Here is an 18736-nt window from a genome sequence, read left to right as displayed (position 1 = left end):
AAGTTCTCGGGTGTTTGACAACTCGACCGATGTTGCCGCACTGCCTACATGCAGGCAGTTGACACGGCGATCGAAAGGAACGGTGCATCTGATGCAACTCATCGTTCATGGAGCGGAAAGCCGACTGGCCGGGGAGCTGGAGATTCCGGTTTCGAAGTATCACGCACACCGCGCCCTTGTGCTCGCCTCGCTGGCAGAAGGCACCAGTGTCGTCTCCGGAGTCTCGGCAACCCGGCAGGTCGAATGGACGATCAGCGTATTGCGCGCGTTGGGCACAGACATCCGCATCGTCGGTGACGACTATCTCGTGACGGGCGGGCGGTATCGGGCCACAGACGTCGACGAGAACGGCACGCACGGCAGCAACGGGCTGCTCAACGTCGGGTCCTCCGGCACGACTCTGTATTTCATGACCGGGCTTGCCAGCCTCGCCGATCGACCGATGACGTTGACCGGCATGAAATACTTCCGCCGGCGGCCCATCAGCGCACTGCTCGGCTCTCTGCAGCAAATGGGCGTGGAGCTGACGTCAACTGACGGATGCCCGCCGATCACCGTTCAGCCCGTTCGGCCTCGCGGTGGAGATGTCGAAATCGCGGGAACGCTCTCGCAGTGGCTGAGCGGGTTGCTCCTGCTCGCACCGTTCGCGCGCTCAGACACGACCGTGCACGTCACCGGCGGTGCACTGAACGAGCAACCGTATGTCGATCTGACTGTTCGAATGATGCGGACCTTCGGCCTGGTCGTCGAGCACGACGACGATTGGCTCACGTACCGTATTCCGGGTAATCAGACCGCGACGCCCGCAGACTACCGCCTTCCGCCGGACATCGGTGCGGCAGCGTTCGGTGTGGCAGCCACCGCGTTACATCCCTCGGATGTGCTGTTCCGGGGGCTGTCGGCCACTCGGGCTGCCGACACCGACCATCCGGAGTCGGAATTCCTCGACCTGGCGGCACGGATGGGCGTGCCCATGCGACTGGATGACGCGACTGGATTCGTACGGGTGCAGCACGACGGCATCCGCTTGAACTCGCTCGACATCGACTGTGCACCGATTCCCGATCTCCTGCCGGTGCTCTCTGCGATGGCGAGTGTTGCCGACGGCACGAGCCGGCTGCGCAATATCGGGCATATCCGGCTGAAAGAATCCGATCGCGTGTCGGCGATGCTGCAGTTGAACCGCATGGGCGCTTCCGCGCAACAGAGCGACTCAGAGCTGCGGATAACGGGGGTCGAGGCCCTGCGTGCCGCCGCCCTCTCGTCATTCAATGATCATCGGGTGCTGATGGCGTTGGCGGTCGCGGCGACCAGGGCCGGCGGCAGTTCGTCGTTGACCTATCCGCACGCGTACCGAATCTCGTACCCGGAATTCCTCGACGCGATGAACGGCATCGGGTTGGAGATCGATGTCAGTTCCGCACGTCAGCCTGACACCGGCGATCCGAACTCCGGGTACGCGACCGGTGCGGACACCGATCGGCTCACTGCGCAGTCAGCAGGGCGCACGGCGGCGCGCAGGTCCAGCGTCTCCGATGCCGAGTACCGGTACGGTGCGTTCGACCGGCACGGTCCCGTAGAACACGTGCTGACACTGTCGCAAGAGCGGCCCGATGATCCTGCCGTCATCGAGGTCGGCGCGGACGCGCCTGCCGTCGTCAGCTGGAGCGACCTGCAACGCGAAGCAGATCAGGTGTCTGCGCTCCTCCTGGACCTCGGTGTGCGGCGCGGAGAAGCGGTGGCGGTACAGCTGCCGAACTGGCGCGAGTTCATGGCCATCACACTCGGAATCATCCAGCTCGGTGCTGTCGTCACACCGATCATGCCTGCGTTCGGGCCACGCGAGACCACAATGACACTGGCGCGATCGCACGCCAGAGTGCTGTTCCTGCCGAATCTGTTCCGGCACCGGCGACCGGCTATCGAACTGTTGGATGTGAGCGTGCAGGCGCACCGGCAGTCGCGCCCACTTGCACTCGAGCACGTCGTCGTGCTGCAGACCGAGAACAGACACTCGGCCGATGTGGCGACCGATCTGCCACCGATCCCCGACTCGGCAGCGGCCATGGTCGAAACGGTGGACTGGACCTGGCACTACTACGACGCTGCACTCGCATCGGTGACCCCCGACCTGCCGCACATCCGTTCCCGTGCGCCACATCCGGACGATGTGTGCCAACTGTTGTTCACGTCAGGCACGACAGGAGAGCCGAAGGGCGTGCAGCACACACACGGCACCTTGGCGCGCGCCGTGGACATGGAGATCGCGCACCTGGGGCTCGACGGCGACGACCGAATTTTCGTGCCATCGCCGCTCGCACACCAGACGGGTTTTCTGTACGGGATGCTGCTGTCCTGGCAGCTCGGTGTCGCCGCGGTGATTCAGCCGGTGTGGGATGCGCCACTCGCGCTTGAACAGGGGTTCGGCCTGGGCAAGGCGACATTCGTGCAAGCGGCGACGCCGTTTTTGATGGACCTGGTGCGCGAGGTCGAGACCGGGGCACACGCTCCCCAGTCGTTGCGGATTTTCGTGGCCACGGGGGCTGCCGTACCCCGCGCACTCGCGCAGCAGGCCACCGCGGTGCTCGGCACCGCGGTGCTCGGCGCATTCGGAACGACAGAGACCTGCCTGGGTACACTGGCGTCGCCTGACGATGCGCCGGAGCGCGCGTGGGGAAACGACGGGCGCGCCTTGGCCGGCATCGACATCCGCATCGTCGACGACGCAGGGATGCCGGTGGCTGCTGGGGCCGAGGGGAACTTCGAACTGCGGTCGCCGACGATCTTCGGCGGCTACCTCGAGCGCCCCGACCTGACGGCGGACGTGTTCACCTCCGACGGCTGGTATCGAACCGGCGACCTCGCGAGCGTCGACGATGAAGGATTTCTGCGCATTTCGGGCCGAGTCAAGGACGTCATCAACCGCGGCGGCGAAAAGGTGCCGGTCGTCGAGGTGGAGAATCTGCTGTACCAGCATCCGCTCGTCGCCGATGTCGCAGTCGTCGCGATGCCGGACGCACGGTTGGGAGAGCGCGCCTGCGCATTCGTGGTGTCGACGCATCCGGATCGACCTCTCACCTTCCGCGCGTTGCAGCAGTATCTCGCGGCGGCGGGAGTGTCGAAGTACTACTGGCCGGAGCGGCTCGAATTCGTCGATGAGCTTCCACGAAACGCGATCGGCAAGATTCAGAAGAATATCTTGAGAGAAATGGCCGCCGCCCTGGTCGCGGCGACAAAGGAGACGATATGACACAGGCCGCGCCCGTCGGCACACTGGGTGACGAGTCGTTCAGCGCCCTCAAAAACGAGATCGACACCTGGGTGCGCGGGCCGGGCGAGGACTTCGCGAACGTCATCGAGGAGTCCGGTGAGGTGCCCCCCGAGTTGTTCGCCGAGTTGAAAGTGCGCGGCTATCTCGGTCTTGCGGCGCCGGAGCGGCTCGGCGGGCGCGGTATCGACTTCGTCCGCTACATCGAGTTGATGGAGCTGTTCTCGCGCTCCCACGCGTCGGTTCGGATGCTCGTGCACGTTATCAACGGAACCTGGCGTGCGATGGACCCATACGTGACGGATGCGCAGCGCGAGCGCATTCTCAAACCGTCCGTTGCGGGCGATGTGCTGGTTGCGTTCACGCTGACCGAGGCGACGGCAGGAACCGGGGCGGACATCCGCAGCACCGTTCGCCGCGATGGGGACACGTACTACCTCAGCGGTGAGAAGCATCTCATCACGTTCGGCGTGCGGTGCGACTACTGGTTGCTGGCTGCGCGTCTGGAGGGCACCAGCGGCCAGGATGGCACGCTTGCCCTGCTGGTGCCGAATACCGGCCTTCCCGGTGTGCAGGTCGTTGACGATTCGCACACGATGGGGGTTCGGGGCACGGACCATGCGATCCTGCGCTTCGAGAACACACCGGTTCCGATGTCTGCCCGGCTCGGCGCTGAAGGCGACGGGCTCGCGGTCATGCTCGGCGGATTCCTGTTGCCGAGCAGAGTGTCGGTGGCGATGAGCTGTGTCGGGCTTGCCGAACGGGCGCAGGAACTCGCGGTCGACTACGCGAACCGGCGCGAGACGTTCGGCAAGGCATTGTCGCAACGGCAGGCGATTCAGTTCTATCTTGCGGAGAATTACGCGGACATCGCGGCGGCGCGTGCCCTCGTGATGGAGGCCGCGCGTGCATACGCGACCGGGGCGCCCGACGCAGGGGTGCTTTCCAGTGCGTCGAAGATGATCGCCGTCGACATGCTCACCCGGGTGACGGACAAGGCACTGCAGATTCACGGCGGGCAGGGATACTGGAAGCGCAACGCCATCGAACGCGTCTACCGCGATGCGCGCGCTCAGCGCTTCGAAGAAGGCACAAATGAGATTCAGAAATTGATCGTCGCGCGCGCCGTCGTCGCCGGCGCAGTCTAACGGGAGGAGACCCGGCAGTATGGCAGCTACCCCAGCAGGCACCGGTGCGCGCGTCGCACTGATCACGGGAAGTTCGCGCGGTATCGGCAGAGTGCTCGCGCTCAAACTCGCCGCGGCGGGCACGAACGTGGTCGTCAACTACAAGGCGAATCGGGAACTCGCAGAGCGCACGCTTGAAGACGTGCGGGCAGCCGGCGCCGACGGCATCATCGTACAGGCGAACATTGAGGAGCCGGACGATATCGACGCGCTTTTCGCAGCGGTCGCCGCCCGCTACGGCCGACTCGACGCATTCGTGGCCAACGCCGCGGCCAGTGCGTTCAAACCGGTCGCCCAGTTGAAGCAGCATCACCTGGATCGCAGTTGGGCGATGAATGTGCGCTCGTTCGTGCTCGGCGCGCAGCGGGCGGCAGACCTGATGACCGGGGGCGGCCGCATCGTCGTCGTCACCAGTTACGGATCGCTCCGTTCATTCCCGACCTACGCGTCGCTGGGCGCGGCGAAGGCGGCGGCCGAGACCTACATGCGCTACATGGCCACAGAATTCGGGCCGCGGAACATCACCGTCAACGCCGTCAATGGCGGTCTGATCGACACGGATTCGCTGGAATTCTTCTACGAACGCGTGCCCGGCATCCCGCCGATGCAATCCGTGATCGAGAAGCTGCCGCTCGGGCGGCCGGGCACCGCGGATGACATGGCATCCGCCATCGAGTTCCTGCTGTCGGAGCATGCCGGTTACATCACAGGGCAGGTGCTGTCCGTCGACGGCGGGCTGACCATCGTCGCCCCACCGTTCTGGGCAGACACGACCGGCGACCTGCACGCAGCGGTCTACGGCGAGTCAGACGAAGCCTGAGCGTTCGCGTGGACGACCTCCTGCCGCGCCTGCGCACGCCGTGGTCGATCGGCTCCTTGCAGCTGCCGCACCGCGTTGTCATGGGCAGCATGCACACTGGGCTCGAGGTCGCGGATGACGGTGGAGCTGGACTCGCCGCGTTCTATCGAGAACGCATCGACGGAGGCGCCGCGCTGATCATCACGGGCGGGCTGGCCGTGAACTCAGCCGGTCGCGGTGGCCCCGACTATGCGGTTCTCGGTGAGTCGGGTGTGCACGAGCGACTGAGCCGAGCCGTCCAGGCCGTACATGAGGCCGGCGGAGTGATTGCGGCGCAACTGTTCCACGCCGGACGCTACGCGATCCTCGACGGGCTCACGGATGCGGCCGGCCTGCCCGAGCACGCGGTCGCGCCGTCCGCCGTGCCGTGGCCTGCCGCGCACGGCGCCGTGCCGCGCGCGATGACCGCCGACGAGATCGCCGCAACCATCGAGGACTACGCGGATGCCGCGCTCCACGCTCTCGACGCCGGATTCGACGCGGTCGAGCTGATGGCATCCGAAGGTTATCTGATCAACCAGTTCTGCTCGCCACTGACCAATCTGCGAGACGATGAGTGGGGAGGAGACGGCGAACGGCGGCAACGATTCGCGCTTGCCATCGTGCATGCCGTGCGCTTGGCGCTTCCGGCCGCCGTGCCGGTGCTTGTGCGGATGTCGGGGGCCGATCTGATGTCCGGCTCATCCACGCCCGACGAGGTCACCACGCTCGCCGCTGCGCTCGTCGACGCCGGAGCAGACGCGCTGAGCGTCGGCATCGGCTGGCACGAGTCGCGCGTGCCAACGGTGCAAGCATCCGTGCCGCACGGAGCGTGGCTGGGTTATGCCGAGCGAATCGCCGGTGCTATCTCCGCGGCCGGAGTGCGCCGCGTTCCCGTGATCGCGAGCAATCGGATCACTGATCTTCGGCAGGCAGAGCGCATCCTGGAACGCGGTACCATCGACGCCGTCGCACTGGCACGGCCCTTCCTGGCCGACCCGCAGCTCGTCGCCCGCAGCCAAGCCGGCGACTTCGACGCGGTCAACACCTGCATCGGTTGTGACCAGGCATGCATCGACCGCTCGCTGGTCTTCCAGCCTGTATCGTGCTTGGTCAACCCGCGGGCCGGACATGAGGCAGTGTTTTCGGCACGCGCGGATGGGCAGAAGCGTCGTTTCGCGGTCGTCGGTGCCGGGCCGGCAGGCATGGCGGCCGCGATCGACCTCGCCGAGCGCGGGCACCGCGTCACGGTGTTCGAAGCGGCGCAGGAGCTCGGCGGGCAGTTCACCTTGGCGGCTCGCGTTCCGGGCAAGGAAGACTACGCGCGCACAGCCGAGTCGGCACGCGCACGCTTGACAGCGCTCGGCGCAGATATCCGAACCGGCACCACGGCGTCTGTAGAGGGCCTTGGCGACTTCGCCGGCGTCGTTGTGGCGACAGGTGTTCTCGCGCGGCGGATCGAGCTGCCGGGCGCCGATCTGCCGCACGTTCTGACCTATGAACGCGCTCTTCGTGACGGAGTGCCGGATGGCTCCGTCGCCATCATCGGAGGTGGAGGGATCGGCGTTGATGTTGCGGCATTCCTCATCGAGCCCCATGACCGACGGGCGCGCGCCGCCCAATTCGCGGATCGGTTCGAGCTGGCGGAGTCGACAGGCTTCGTGGCGGCCGGTGAAAGGCCGTTCGCCGACACGGGCATCCGGATGGCGCCGCGAGCAGGCTCTCTGGTGACCATCATGAAGCGCAACGGCCGATTCGGCCCGGGGATCGGCATCACCTCGCGCTGGGTCGCGCTCGGCACGCTTCGTGCCGCAGGGGTTCGGATGCTGGCCGATATCGCCTATCGTGAGATCACTGTGGCCGGGGTTGTGATCGAGCACACGCAGGGAGGCACCGAGCTTGTTCCCGGGCAGACCGTGATCGTGTGCGCCGGCCAGGAACCGAACGGGACGCTGGGTGCGCAACTGCGCGAGGCAGGCATCCGTCATGAGGTGGTCGGCGGTGCCCGGGATGCGAGCGGGGTGGATGCGGTGCGTGCGACGAGTGAGGGCCTCACGGCCGCGCGCCGGCTGAGCGTACCGTGACCGCTGCGTTCAGTAGTGGTCCCGTTCGTCGAGTAGCGAGGAACGAGCATATCGAGACCCACATCGCGGGTGCGGGGTCTCGATACGCCTGCTCGCTGCGCTCGCGGGCTACTCGACCACCGGAAGGGCCCTGCTCGATTAACCGAATCAGGGGAGAGTCTGGCAGAATAGCCCTCTGAGTTCTGCTCGGTTCGACCCTCTAATCAGACCGTTTGCAGAGCCCCATAGACCTCCTGCCGCGTGTGCCCCCACGCCCACGGCAGTCAGTTCGACAAACACCTCATACAACACAGGAGAATTGTGGCTGTCAAGATCCGTTTGAAGCGCATGGGCAAGATCCGTGCACCGTACTACCGCATCGTCGTCGCCGACTCGCGCACCAAGCGCGACGGTCGTGTCATCGAAGAGATCGGCATCTACCACCCGACCCAAGAGCCTTCGGTCATCAAGGTCGACTCAGACCGCGCACAGTACTGGCTCTCCGTCGGTGCGCAGCCGACTGAGCAGGTCGAGGCGCTGTTGCGCCTGACGGGCGATTGGGGCACCTTCAAAGGCTCCAAGAACGTCGTGAACACCGTCAAGGTGAAGGAGGCCAAGGTCGCCTTCGTCGCCGACGAGAAGAAGAAGCCCGTGTTGAAGCCGAAGGCCGACAAGCCCGTTGCGAAGGCCGCTGAGCAGGCGCCGGTCGAGGCGTCAGAAGGCGCCGCCGAGGCATCCGAAACCGAGAAGGCCTGAGATTGCTCGCTCCCGCTCTCGAGCACCTCGTCAAGGGGATTGTCGATAATCCCGACGACGTGGTGGTTGTCGCAAAGAATTCGCCTCGCGGCGAGGTTCTCGAGGTTCGCGTGAACCCCGAGGACCTCGGCCGGGTCATCGGCCGTTCCGGTCGCACCGCGAAGGCTCTCCGCACGCTGGTCTCGGCCCTCGCCGACGGCCGTCGTGTGCGGGTCGACGTCATCGACACCGATTCCTGAGGTGGTCGGGAAGCAGCCGCAGCGCACTCAGCTGCGAGTCGGCCGCCTGACGAAGGCGCATGGCCTGAAGGGTGCGCTCAAGCTCGAGTTGTACACCGACGACCCCGAGCATCGGTTCGTGCCCGGCGCCGTGTTCTCCGTGCAAGTTCCGAGCGGCTCGAAATGGCACGGCAAGACCCTCGAGCTGGTCGAGTTGCGCTGGTACAACGCTCAGCCGGTGGGGTTTTTCGTCGGTGTTTCCGACCGCTCTGAAGCGGAGACGCTGGCGAAGGCGATCCTCTGGGTCGACCAGGACTCCGCCGAACTGCCTCAAGAAGAAGATGCCTGGTACGACCATCAGCTTGTCGGCCTTGCCGTCGTGCGCGACGGAGTCACTGTCGGAACGGTCAACCGGGTCGATCATCTGCCCGCGCAAGACCTGCTCGCGATCAAGACGGATGCCGGTGAGGTGCTCGTTCCGTTCGTCAAGGCGATCGTGCCAAGCGTTGACATCGACGCGGGCACGGTGACGGTCACGCCTCCACCCGGCTTGTTCGAGGAACTCCCTGACGAGACGGATGCCGACGAGGCGGGCGCTGACGAGACGGGCACCGACGAGACGGGCACCGACGAGCCGGATGCCGACGAGACGGGCGCTGACGAGACTGGCCGCCGACGAGGCGGGCGCTGAGCCGTTATGGAACCTCTCGCCACGGGAATGCGGCGGATCGGCAAACTCATGCGGCATCTGCCGCGCTCGTCTGTGGCGAAGGCGACCCCCGAAGAGATCGCGCGCGACAGCGGCGCAGGCGCACCGGAGTTATTTGCGTCAATCCTGATGGGCAGGCGTCCGAGGTCAGTGCGCGCCCATGACCGAACGGTCGAGGGAGTGCCGATCCGCGTGTACACGCCCGCGGGCGAGGTGAGCCGGCGGCCTGTCGTCGTCTACTTCCACGGCGGCGGTTTCGTGTTCGGCGATCTGCGCGGCGGTGACTGGATCTGCGGCACGGTTGCGCGCGATCTCGATGCAATCGTGGTGTCCGTCGGCTACCGGCTTGCGCCCAGGCATCCGTTCCCTGCCGGCGTGCAGGACTGCTACTCGGTGCTCGTCTGGGCAGCCGAGAACGCACACGAGTTCGGAGCGGACGCCGGAAGGCTCGGGGTGATGGGCGAGAGCGCGGGCGCAAATCTCGCGGCGGTCGTTTCGTTGATGGCACGGAACGAGAACGGCCCTCGGATTCGGCATCAAGCTCTGATATACCCGGTCACGGGAGCCCGCGGTACCGAGTCGCGCCGGGCCAATGCCGACGCGTTCATTCTGACGGAAGCCGACATGCACAAGTTCGATGAACTATACGGCGGCGATCTCGACGACTGGAGAGTGTCGCCGCTCAGGGCAGAATCGCTGGAAGACCTCCCAGCAGCCTTGATCGAGGTGGCCGGGCACGATCCGCTGCACGATGACGGGGTGCTGTACGCGGAGGCGTTAGAGGCGGCCGGTGTCGAGGTTCGGCTGCTTGACTTTCCAGCGATGCCGCACGGCTTCCTGAACTTCCCGCGATTCGCGCGGGATGCGAAGCCCGCGCTGGCCGCCGTAGTCGACGCCCAGCGGCACGCGTTCCGAGACTGACCTCCCCGACTGGCCTCCCCGGCTGGCCTCCTCGGCTGGCCTCCCCGACTGGCCGGGGACATGCTCCGCCTAGACTCGTGGCTGTGCGCATCGACATCGTCACGATCTTCCCCGAGTTCTTCGACGTGCTCGACCTGTCGCTGCTCGGCAAAGCCCGTCAGTCCGGACTGCTCGAACTGAACGTGCACAACCTGCGGGATCACGCGCATGACAAGCACCGCACCGTCGACGACACCCCGTACGGCGGGGGCGCCGGCATGGTGATGAAGCCGGAGCCGTGGGGTGAGGCGCTGGACGGCATCTTGCCGGCATCGGAGGATCCGCTCGTCATCTTCCCATCACCGGCAGGCGAAGTGTTCACCCAGGCAACCGCGCGCGAATTCTCCGCTGAACGCCACCTCGTCTTCGGCTGCGGGCGATACGAGGGCATCGATCAGCGCGTGTTCGACGACACCGCTGCGCGTGCCCGGATGCGATTGGTCAGTCTGGGCGATTATGTGCTCAACGGGGGAGAAGTGGCAGTGATGGCAATGATCGAGGCGCTCGGCCGACTCATCCCCGGCGTAATCGGCAACCCCGAGAGCCTGGTCGAGGAATCGCATGAGGCCGGCCTCCTGGAGTACCCGAGCTACACGAAGCCGGCAAGCTGGCGCGACCGCGTGGTTCCTCCCGTGCTGTTGAGCGGCAATCATGGTGCAATCGCCGCCTGGCGACGAGCGCAGCAGCTGGAGCGAACCTCGCGCGTTCGGCCCGACCTGTTCGACAGCACGACGACCGACGACAGGCAGGCCGACGACAGGCGCATCGACGCCAGGCAGACCGACGACAGGCGCACCGACGCCGATCTTGTGCCCCCAGCGAACTCCCAGCGGAATCCCGAGTAGCCGCGATTACCCTGGGTCACATGATCATGCGCCGGGCGTTCTACTATTGGCAGTTCATTGCCGCAGTGGTGCTTCCGGTGTGGCTGCTCGTGGGCTGGGCGGTGTTCGGAGCCGGCGGTGCCGGCCTCTTCGGACTCGTGCTGGTATGCCCCATCGCCTTCATCGCGCTGCTCGCGATCGCTCTGCTGAACTATGCGCGCACGTCCGTGCGCCGCGCGCGCGCCGTGTCATGGCGAGATGCTGGAATCCTGGCGGCCTGGCATCTGTCGATCATCGGGGTCGGATTCTTCGGGCCAGGCGGCGCATGGTTCGCGTTCGCCGCGATCATCCTCGCCATCTTCGCGTTCTGGTATGCGCTCTGGGCGCTGGTGACGGACGCCGGCAGACGCGTGGCCGCAGCGTTCGCACCGGTCGCAGGCGAGCCCGGTCCGTCGGCGAATCTCGGCCCGCAGGGCAGCTTCGCGCAGGACGCGACCGTTATCATCGTGCAGGAGAAACCAGCGGACGGAACCGGGCCCGCCGCGCGCTGAGGGCATCGCTTTGCGATTCCCAGGCCATCCATGACACAATTGACGATTGTGCCGCGGCCCGGGCTCTGCCACAGGGGAGCCAGCGATAACGGCGGACACACTCCATTGATCACTATTCGCTCGGCGTGCACTGCACTGCCCGGGCACGACAGAGCGTTCGACCGGTGGCGGGCGCAGGAAGCGAATCCCCATGCACATTCTCGACCAGGTCGACGCAGCGTCGCTGCGCAGCGACATTCCGGCCTTCCGCGCCGGTGACACCGTCAAGGTGCACGTCAACATCATCGAAGGAACTCGCTCCCGCATCCAGGTTTTCCAGGGCGTCGTGATCGGCCGTAGTGGTGAAGGCGTTCGTGAGACATTCACGGTCCGCAAAGTCAGCTTCCAGGTCGGCGTCGAGCGCACCTTCCCCGTGCACTCCCCAGTGATCGACCACATCGAGGTCGTCACCCGTGGTGACGTGCGTCGCGCCAAGCTGTACTACCTGCGCGAACTGCGCGGCAAGAAGGCCAAGATCAAGGAAAAGCGCGACGCGTAATCCGCCCCGACAGCGACTCACGCGTCGGCAACGGCGAAACCTGATCTCCCGATCCTCTACACTTTGAGTTCGGGAGTTCAGGCGCTTAAATGACGGATATCACTGCATGACAGACGACACGGAGGCCGTTCGGTCCGACCGTACGGCCCTGGACAAACGCAAGCGGCAACGCAGCGTCAAACTCTTTCTCCGAGACATTCTGATCATCTTCGTTGTCGCGGTCTTGGTGTCGTTCCTCATCAAGACCTTTCTCGTTCGGTCGTTCTACATTCCGTCAGGCTCGATGGAGAGCACCCTGCTGATCAATGACCGGATCATCGTCAACGAACTCGAGCCGAACCTGATGCCGATCCATCACGGCGATGTCGTCGTTTTCACAGACCCAGGCGGATGGCTGCCCCCCGCTGCGCCGGTCAAGCAGAATCCGATAGCGGCCGGAATCGACTGGGCACTGTCCGTCGTCGGCCTGTCCGCTCCGGACAGCGATGACCACCTCATCAAACGGGTCATCGGAATGCCGGGCGACCACGTCGCCTGCTGCAACGCTCTCGGTCAACTGAGCGTGAACGGTGTGCCGCTCAAAGAGCCGTATATCAAGCTTCCACTCGGCGAAGTGAACGCCGCATCGGTCTCCTTCGACGTGAAGGTGCCCAAGGGCGACCTGTGGGTCATGGGCGACAATCGGTGGGACTCTCAAGACTCGAGTCGCAACCAGTCGCTGCCAGGCAAAGGGTTCGTCCCGATCAAGGATGTCGTCGGCCGTGCCGTACTGATCAGCTGGCCGGTCAGTCGCTGGGCCTATCTCGACAACTATCCAGATGTATTCCGCGGCGTCGAGAACAGCCCGTAATGATCGTCACTCCGACCTGCGACTTCGAACGAGCATTGCACGTCAGCGGCGCGCACTGGGTGATCGGCTGTGACGAAGTCGGCCGGGGCGCCATCGCGGGGCCCGTCGCCGTCGGAATGGTCGTCGTCGACGCCGATATCGAACCGATGCCGCTCGGACTCCGGGACTCGAAGCTGCTCAGCGAGCCTCGAAGGGAAGCGCTCGCGCCCCTTTGCCGCAGGTGGGCGCGGTTCCACGCGGTTGGCCTGGCGTCGCCGCTTGAGGTTGACTCCCTTGGCATCATCGCCTGCCTGGGCCTCGCCGGCAAACGTGCACTGATCGCGTTGCACAAGCTGGGCGCGCCGATACAGGATGCGACGGTGATCCTCGACGGCAACCACGACTACCTCGGCCCGGCACTGCACTCCGCGACGCCCGCAGTGGTGACGAAGGTCAAAGCGGACCAGACCTGCGCGTCTGTGGCAGCGGCATCCGTCATCGCAAAGGTGCACCGAGACCGGCTGATGATCGAACGCGACGCCCTCACTCCAGGCTACGGCTGGGCCGCAAACAAGGGCTATGGCAGCGCCGCCCATCTGGCCGCGATCGCGGCGCTCGGCGCCAGTGACTTCCATCGGCGCACCTGGCTCAAGCAGGCCACAGCGTAGACTGGAAACACCATGGATGAAGACGAGTTCGACGACTATGACCGCGAGGTCGAGCTTGCGCTCTACCGCGAATATCGGGATGTCGTCGCCCAATTCAAGTACGTGATCGAGACAGAACGTCGCTTCTATCTCGCAAACGAGGTGGACTTCGTGCGGCGCGACACTGAGCACGACTTCTACTTCGAATTGACGATGAACGATGTCTGGGTGTGGGATGTGTACCGCTCCGATCGGTTCGTCAAATCCGTGCGTGTGCTGACGTTCAAGGATGTCAACATCGAAGAGCTCTCGACCAAAGATTTCGAACTGCCGAAGGAACTCGCACTCGACGAGTAACCCGCCGCCGAGCACTGACACTCGGTCTCCACAGGCAGGCCGGTTGTGATTCTTTTGCAGGTTCGCGCGCTTTGCGCCCCACGCATCTTCGCCCTCGGGCACCCTCATAGCAGGAGGGGCTCATGGCAGCGAAAGACACGCTCGGAAGGCGCGGCGAGGAACTGGCCGCAGAGTATTTGCAGGCGCACGGCTATCGGCTGATCGACCGTAATTGGCGGTGCAACCAAGGCGAGCTCGATCTCATCGTCGAGCGCGATGGCGAGACGGTTTTCGTAGAAGTCAAGACGCGCAGCTCGCTGGCTTACGGGCATCCGTTCGAAGCGATCACAGCAGTCAAGGTGGCACGTCTTCGGCGCCTGGCCGCCGCGTGGTGCGCCGAATCGGAGCAGTTCGTCGGGCGCGCCCGAGTCGACGCCGTCGCCGTGATCGCCTCCGGCGACGACGTCACGATCGAACACCTGGAAGGTGTCGGCTGATGGCCGTCGGGCGCACGTACTCCGTGGCCCTGCTCGGGCTCGCGGGATCGATCGTCGAGGTCGAGGCGGATATCTCAAGCAATCTTCCGTCGATCGTGTTGATCGGCCTTCCTGATGCTGCGCTGACCGAGGCGCGCGACCGTGTGCGCGCCGCCGCGGCAAACTCGGGCTGCCCCCTCACCGGGCGCAAGCTCACGATCAACCTGTCGCCGGCAGCGCTGCCGAAACACGGCTCGGGCTTCGACCTGGCGATCGCTTTGGCGAGTCTCGCGGCCGCTGGAGACGTGTCAACCGACTCGGTCGAAGGGGTCGTCCATTTGGGGGAACTGGGCCTCGACGGGCGATTGCGGCCAATGGCGGGGATCCTGCCCGCCGTGTTGGCCGCCGCTCGAGCCGGCAAAGACGCGGTGATGGTGCCTGTCGGCAATGCCGACGAGGCCGCACTCGTCCCCGGAATCCGAGTGCTGCCCGTCGCTTCCTTGAGAGAGGCGGCCATTCACCACGGCGGTCGCTATGACCCGATCCCGGTTGATCCGCTGATTCCCGCCGCCGAACCCGACGGCGTCGGCAACGAGTACGACGTTGCCGACATCGTGGGCAATGACGCGGCGGTCCACGCGCTGCTGATCGCGGCGGCGGGCGGCCACCACGTGTTCCTGCTGGGCCCACCGGGGGCGGGCAAGACGATGTTGGCGGAACGGCTGCCCGGGCTGTTGCCGGATCTTGACGAACAAGCCGCACTCGAAGCGACGTCGATCCGGTCGCTTTCCGGGCGACCAGTCGGTGCGGAACTGATGACCCGACCGCCGCTGGAAGCCCCACATCACACGGCGACGGCCGCGGCCATTATCGGCGGCGGAAGCGGCCGCATCCGCCCGGGTGCGGCTGTTCGCGCATCACACGGCGTGCTGTTCCTGGACGAGGCGCCGGAGTTTGCAACCGCAGTACTGGATGTGCTGCGCCAGCCGCTCGAATCCGGCAAGATCACGATTCACCGGGCCAACGGTGTGGCGCAGTTCCCCGGCCGATTCCAACTCGTGATGGCAGCGAATCCATGCCCGTGCGGGCAGTACGGGGCACCGGAGGACACCTGCACGTGCACACCGTCCGCCAGGAGGCGCTACCTGGGGCGTGTGTCCGGGCCGCTGATGGATCGAATCGACATCCGCCTGACGCTGCGCAGAGTCACAGCGACCCAGTTGCGATTGGCGGACGACGCCGTCCGGCCGAACACCGCGACGGCGCGCGTTCGCGTGCACGAGGCGCGTCAAGCGGCACGCGACCGGTTGCGATCCACACCGTGGACGATGAACGGCCAGGTCTCGGGGCCCTGGCTGAGGGACCGGTCGCGGCGACTCGGCCCGAGCACTACCGCAAGTCTCGATCGCGCCCTTGAGCGCGGCGGTATCACCATGCGCGGCTATGACAGGACCTTGCGGCTGGCGTGGACAGTGGCGGACATCGAGGGTGCCGCTCGCCCCACGGCGGAGCACATCGGCGCCGCGCTGTACCTGAGGAAGGGGATGACTTCATGACGATCTTCGGATTCGACGAGCCAACCGTCGATCGGCTCATTGCGGCGGTGCGCAATGCAGATCGTTCGATTGACGGTGAGGAGCGAGCGGCTCTGGTCGCGCGAGCGGCCTGGTCAGGCATCGCGGAGCCGGGGGACGGCACGGCGGGGAGCCTGATCGCGACCATCGGGCCGAGCCTGGCATTGCGTTCCGTGCTCGAAGGGTGGCCGGCAGACCGTGTTCTCGGAATCATGCGCGAGCATGACCTTGACTCGGCGGCGACGGTGAAGCCGGAGCTCGCCGCTGCCGTCAAGCGCTGGCAACCGCGCCTGAAGTCCGCGGAAGTGCTGCACGCGCTCGAGCAGGCCGCGCGCGTCGGCGCCGCGCTCGTGGCGCCGAACGACCCAGGATGGCCCGGCGGGCTTCATGACCTGGGCAGACACTCACCGATCGCCCTGTGGCTGCGCGGAAAGTCCGCAGTCTGCGCACGGCTGGAACGGTCGATTGCCCTAGTCGGGGCGCGGGCCGCCTCGGGTTACGGGGAGCAGGTCACGATGGACGCATCCGCAGGGTTGGCGGAGCGCGGATTCGCAATCGTCTCCGGTGCGGCGTATGGAATCGATGGCATGGCCCATCGTGCGGCGCTCGCGGCAGACGGTGTTACCGTGGCGTTCCTGGCCGGCGGCGTCGACCGGTTCTATCCGAGCGGGCACGACGCTCTGCTCAGTAGGATCGTGGCGGCCGGTGCCGTCATATCGGAGGTGCCGTGCGGTGCAGCCCCGACAAAATGGCGCTTCCTGCAACGCAATCGTCTGATTGCCGCCAGCGCCAGCGCGACAGTTGTCGTGGAGGCAGGGCGCCGAAGCGGTTCATTGAACACTGCTGGGCACGCTGCGGCCCTTGGCAGGCCGCTTGGGGCTGTGCCCGGGCCGGTGACCTCCCCGACCTCGGCGGGCTGCCATCGCTTGATCCGTGACTACGACGCCATCTGCGTCACGACAGTCGAGGAGATGAGTGAACTCGTCGACGGTGCTGCTGTCACCGACAGGGCGTTGCTGGGCGATCCGACAACGGAAGAAACCAGGGTCTTCGATGCACTGAGTGTGCGAGCGGCACGCGATGTGCAGGACATTGCCGCACGCGCCGGCCTTGCAGCATCAACTGTCGTAGCCGCGCTGGGTCTGCTTGAACTGACCGGGCGAGTTCGTGAAGCAGAGCGCGGCTGGGTCAGAACGTCCTAATAGCAGCACTGAGGTGTGCGCGAGCGCCGGATGCACCTCAGCCGGGCGTGGCAGGCGGAATCCGTGCCAGGGTGCGCAATGCTGGAGAAATGGACCTCCAGCGGGCGATCGACGACTTTGTGGTCTATTTGAGCGCAGAGCGTGGCTATTCGGCGCAGACGGTTCGCGCTTATCGTGCCGATCTCACTCGTTTACGCGAGTTCGCCGCCGACCGTGCGGTCGAAGATCCCGACGGGCTCACCCTGGAGATTCTGCGTGATTGGCTCTGGCAAGGTGCACAAGCCGGCCTCGCCAAGGCGACACTCGCGCGACATTCTGCTGCGGCCAAGAGTTTCAGCGCATGGACCGCACGCACCGGGCAGTCCGCGACCGACAGCGGGGCGCGGCTGCGTGCACCCAAGCCGGACCGCAAGCTGCCACGGGTTCTCACGCGCACACAAATGGACGGCATCCTGCGCGCGCTCGGCACGCGTGCCCAGACGGGCAATCCCGTCGCCGTGCGCGACCTCGCCGTGATCGAACTGCTCTATGCATCGGCGCTGCGTGTCTCAGAACTGACCGGGTTGGACGTCGACGACGTCGACTTGGAACGCTTGACCGTTCGCGTGCTCGGCAAGGGCGCCAAAGAACGGGTCGTGCCATTCGGAGTGCCGGCACGAGCGGCGATCCTGGAGAATATCCGCGTGGCGCGTCCGTTGCTCCTGAAGCGCGCCGCCGGTGGCGACAAGGCCGATGCGCGACGCTCGGCTGCCACGCCAGCCTTGTTTCTCGGTGCGCGCGGTGCGCGTCTTGGCACTCGCGCGGTATACGACTTGGTTGCCGGAATCCTTATCGACCTGCCAGGCTCCGGGCCCGCTGGTCCGCACGCCCTGCGACACACCGCTGCAACGCACCTGCTCGATGGAGGAGCAGACTTGCGCGCTGTGCAAGAACTGCTCGGCCATGCGAGCCTCGGAACCACTCAGATCTACACCCACGTGTCGACGCAACGACTCGTAGAAAGTTATCGGCTCGCGCACCCGCGGGCTTGAGCGTCGGAAACGCCCGCGATCTACGCGACGCCATTGCCAGACCGGAAAGTTCAACCCAACGGAAGGAGGATGGCGCGGGCTGCGCCCCCGAGGAACAGGAGAGGCGAGACGTACTCACCGGCGACACGTACGCCGAGATGCACGCATTCGCGATCGCAGTGACCACCGGAACCGACCGTTCCAACGACCTCGCCCGCGCGCACGGGCAGCTCGAGCGGCACCGACCCAACAACGGGTTCCAGGCTCACCAACACCCCGGCAGCGGTCTGCAGGGTGAGCACCGGTCGGTCGACAACCGCACCGGAGAAATAGACCGTCGCGTCAGCGGGGGCGCGCACGAGTGCACCCGGGGTCGAGGCGATGTCGATGCCGCGGTGCCCTGCGCTGTACCGCGTCAGCGGCGCTTGAAACCCGGCGAGGATGCTGTGCGGCGGATCGATCGGCCAAGCCCAGCGGACATTCGCAGGTGCCGCCACTGCGCGAAGCGCCTGAGCGCCGGCGTTGGTGACCACAATGGGCGGTGCCGCTGTGGGCGGGCTCGTGCCGAGTGCATCCGAGGCCGTCGTGTCCGACGCGGACCCCGACGCGACCTCCGGCAAGACTGGCTGAAGAGTTGCCGATAGGACCGCCAACGCCGCGGCCAGGCACGCTCTTGCCCAGCAAGCGGGAGGAACACGCCACGAGACGATCACGAAGCCAGTGTGCTCCACGTGCGCCGTGGGCAAGCCA

At 65.8% G+C, this 18736-nt stretch carries 19 protein-coding genes; 18 read left to right on the top strand and 1 reads right to left on the bottom strand.

Going from position 1 to position 18736, the window contains the following annotated elements; translation table 11 throughout:
* Window positions 1-91 precede the first annotated feature (91 nt).
* From aroA to QU604_RS12565, 18 genes are all read left to right on the top strand, one after another.
* On the top strand, window positions 92-3250 hold the full coding sequence (gene aroA, locus QU604_RS12650) for a 3-phosphoshikimate 1-carboxyvinyltransferase (protein ID WP_308464986.1): 3159 nt from the start codon (window positions 92-94) through the stop codon (window positions 3248-3250).
* Window positions 3247-4416, top strand: a complete 1170-nt coding sequence (locus tag QU604_RS12645) for an acyl-CoA dehydrogenase family protein (RefSeq protein WP_308464985.1) — start codon at window positions 3247-3249, stop codon at window positions 4414-4416. The genes aroA and QU604_RS12645 overlap by 4 nt, the downstream gene beginning before the upstream one ends.
* Before the next feature lie 19 nt (window positions 4417-4435).
* On the top strand, window positions 4436-5275 hold the full coding sequence (locus QU604_RS12640; protein ID WP_308464984.1) for an SDR family oxidoreductase: 840 nt from the start codon (window positions 4436-4438) through the stop codon (window positions 5273-5275).
* An 8-nt stretch (window positions 5276-5283) separates the two neighbouring features.
* Window positions 5284-7377: an FAD-dependent oxidoreductase gene (locus QU604_RS12635; RefSeq protein ID WP_308464983.1), complete on the top strand. Its 2094-nt coding sequence runs from the start codon at window positions 5284-5286 to the stop codon at window positions 7375-7377.
* Between the two features lie 300 nt (window positions 7378-7677).
* Window positions 7678-8112 (top strand): 30S ribosomal protein S16, encoded by a 435-nt coding sequence (gene rpsP / locus QU604_RS12630; RefSeq protein ID WP_308464982.1) that lies wholly within the window; start codon window positions 7678-7680, stop codon window positions 8110-8112.
* A 2-nt stretch (window positions 8113-8114) separates the two neighbouring features.
* Window positions 8115-8351: an RNA-binding protein gene (locus QU604_RS12625; protein WP_308464981.1), complete on the top strand. Its 237-nt coding sequence runs from the start codon at window positions 8115-8117 to the stop codon at window positions 8349-8351.
* A gap of 1 nt (window position 8352) precedes the next feature.
* Window positions 8353-9021, top strand: coding sequence for a ribosome maturation factor RimM (gene rimM, locus QU604_RS12620; protein ID WP_308464980.1), 669 nt, complete (start codon window positions 8353-8355; stop codon window positions 9019-9021).
* Window positions 9022-9027: 6 nt separating this feature from the next.
* Complete coding sequence (locus tag QU604_RS12615) at window positions 9028-9960, top strand: alpha/beta hydrolase (RefSeq protein ID WP_308464979.1); 933 nt, start codon at window positions 9028-9030, stop codon at window positions 9958-9960.
* Window positions 9961-10043: 83 nt separating this feature from the next.
* Window positions 10044-10844, top strand: a complete 801-nt coding sequence (gene trmD / locus QU604_RS12610; protein WP_308464978.1) for a tRNA (guanosine(37)-N1)-methyltransferase TrmD — start codon at window positions 10044-10046, stop codon at window positions 10842-10844.
* Window positions 10845-10864: 20 nt separating this feature from the next.
* Complete coding sequence (locus QU604_RS12605; protein ID WP_308464977.1) at window positions 10865-11374, top strand: hypothetical protein; 510 nt, start codon at window positions 10865-10867, stop codon at window positions 11372-11374.
* 190 nt (window positions 11375-11564) lie between these two features.
* Entirely contained in the window at window positions 11565-11912 is a 348-nt protein-coding gene (gene rplS, locus QU604_RS12600) for a 50S ribosomal protein L19 (RefSeq protein ID WP_308464976.1), read from the top strand.
* A 106-nt stretch (window positions 11913-12018) separates the two neighbouring features.
* Complete coding sequence (lepB, locus tag QU604_RS12595; RefSeq protein ID WP_308464975.1) at window positions 12019-12762, top strand: signal peptidase I; 744 nt, start codon at window positions 12019-12021, stop codon at window positions 12760-12762.
* Window positions 12762-13409 carry a ribonuclease HII gene (locus tag QU604_RS12590; RefSeq protein WP_308464974.1) on the top strand — a complete coding sequence of 216 codons (648 nt, stop codon included), beginning with the start codon at window positions 12762-12764 and terminating at the stop codon, window positions 13407-13409. The genes lepB and QU604_RS12590 overlap by 1 nt, the downstream gene beginning before the upstream one ends.
* Before the next feature lie 12 nt (window positions 13410-13421).
* Window positions 13422-13745, top strand: a complete 324-nt coding sequence (locus QU604_RS12585; protein ID WP_308464973.1) for a DUF2469 domain-containing protein — start codon at window positions 13422-13424, stop codon at window positions 13743-13745.
* A gap of 122 nt (window positions 13746-13867) precedes the next feature.
* Window positions 13868-14221: a YraN family protein gene (locus QU604_RS12580; protein WP_308464972.1), complete on the top strand. Its 354-nt coding sequence runs from the start codon at window positions 13868-13870 to the stop codon at window positions 14219-14221.
* Window positions 14221-15756 carry a YifB family Mg chelatase-like AAA ATPase gene (locus QU604_RS12575; RefSeq protein WP_308464971.1) on the top strand — a complete coding sequence of 512 codons (1536 nt, stop codon included), beginning with the start codon at window positions 14221-14223 and terminating at the stop codon, window positions 15754-15756. Before QU604_RS12580 ends, QU604_RS12575 begins: the two co-directional genes overlap by 1 nt.
* Window positions 15753-16976: a DNA-processing protein DprA gene (gene dprA, locus QU604_RS12570; RefSeq protein ID WP_308464970.1), complete on the top strand. Its 1224-nt coding sequence runs from the start codon at window positions 15753-15755 to the stop codon at window positions 16974-16976. The genes QU604_RS12575 and dprA overlap by 4 nt, the downstream gene beginning before the upstream one ends.
* Window positions 16977-17065: 89 nt before the next feature.
* On the top strand, window positions 17066-18007 hold the full coding sequence (locus QU604_RS12565; protein WP_308464969.1) for a tyrosine recombinase XerC: 942 nt from the start codon (window positions 17066-17068) through the stop codon (window positions 18005-18007).
* Window positions 18008-18057: 50 nt separating this feature from the next.
* Here QU604_RS12565 and QU604_RS12560 read toward each other — a convergent pair whose 3' ends face one another.
* Window positions 18058-18699, bottom strand: a complete 642-nt coding sequence (locus tag QU604_RS12560; RefSeq protein ID WP_308464968.1) for a peptidoglycan DD-metalloendopeptidase family protein — start codon at window positions 18697-18699, stop codon at window positions 18058-18060.
* Between the last annotated feature and the right edge of the window lie 37 nt (window positions 18700-18736).

The organism is Rathayibacter sp. SW19 (assembly GCF_030866825.1).
Lineage (GTDB): Bacteria > Actinomycetota > Actinomycetes > Actinomycetales > Microbacteriaceae > Rathayibacter_A > Rathayibacter_A soli.
Note: the sequence above shows the minus strand (reverse complement) of the source record. Positions and strands in the feature narration are given on the sequence as shown.

Excerpts from the sequence above, each read along its gene's own strand:
- aroA (WP_308464986.1), top strand. The coding sequence starts at position 92 with ATGCAACTCATCGTTCATGGAGCGGAAAGCCGACTGGCCGGGGAGCTG.
- QU604_RS12645 (WP_308464985.1), top strand. The coding sequence starts at position 3,247 with ATGACACAGGCCGCGCCCGTCGGCACACTGGGTGACGAGTCGTTCAGC.
- QU604_RS12640 (WP_308464984.1), top strand. The coding sequence starts at position 4,436 with ATGGCAGCTACCCCAGCAGGCACCGGTGCGCGCGTCGCACTGATCACG.
- QU604_RS12615 (WP_308464979.1), top strand. The coding sequence starts at position 9,028 with ATGGAACCTCTCGCCACGGGAATGCGGCGGATCGGCAAACTCATGCGG.
- QU604_RS12605 (WP_308464977.1), top strand. The coding sequence starts at position 10,865 with ATGATCATGCGCCGGGCGTTCTACTATTGGCAGTTCATTGCCGCAGTG.
- rplS (WP_308464976.1), top strand. The coding sequence starts at position 11,565 with ATGCACATTCTCGACCAGGTCGACGCAGCGTCGCTGCGCAGCGACATT.
- lepB (WP_308464975.1), top strand. The coding sequence starts at position 12,019 with ATGACAGACGACACGGAGGCCGTTCGGTCCGACCGTACGGCCCTGGAC.
- QU604_RS12590 (WP_308464974.1), top strand. The coding sequence starts at position 12,762 with ATGATCGTCACTCCGACCTGCGACTTCGAACGAGCATTGCACGTCAGC.
- QU604_RS12585 (WP_308464973.1), top strand. The coding sequence starts at position 13,422 with ATGGATGAAGACGAGTTCGACGACTATGACCGCGAGGTCGAGCTTGCG.
- QU604_RS12580 (WP_308464972.1), top strand. The coding sequence starts at position 13,868 with ATGGCAGCGAAAGACACGCTCGGAAGGCGCGGCGAGGAACTGGCCGCA.
- QU604_RS12575 (WP_308464971.1), top strand. The coding sequence starts at position 14,221 with ATGGCCGTCGGGCGCACGTACTCCGTGGCCCTGCTCGGGCTCGCGGGA.
- dprA (WP_308464970.1), top strand. The coding sequence starts at position 15,753 with ATGACGATCTTCGGATTCGACGAGCCAACCGTCGATCGGCTCATTGCG.
- QU604_RS12565 (WP_308464969.1), top strand. The coding sequence starts at position 17,066 with ATGGACCTCCAGCGGGCGATCGACGACTTTGTGGTCTATTTGAGCGCA.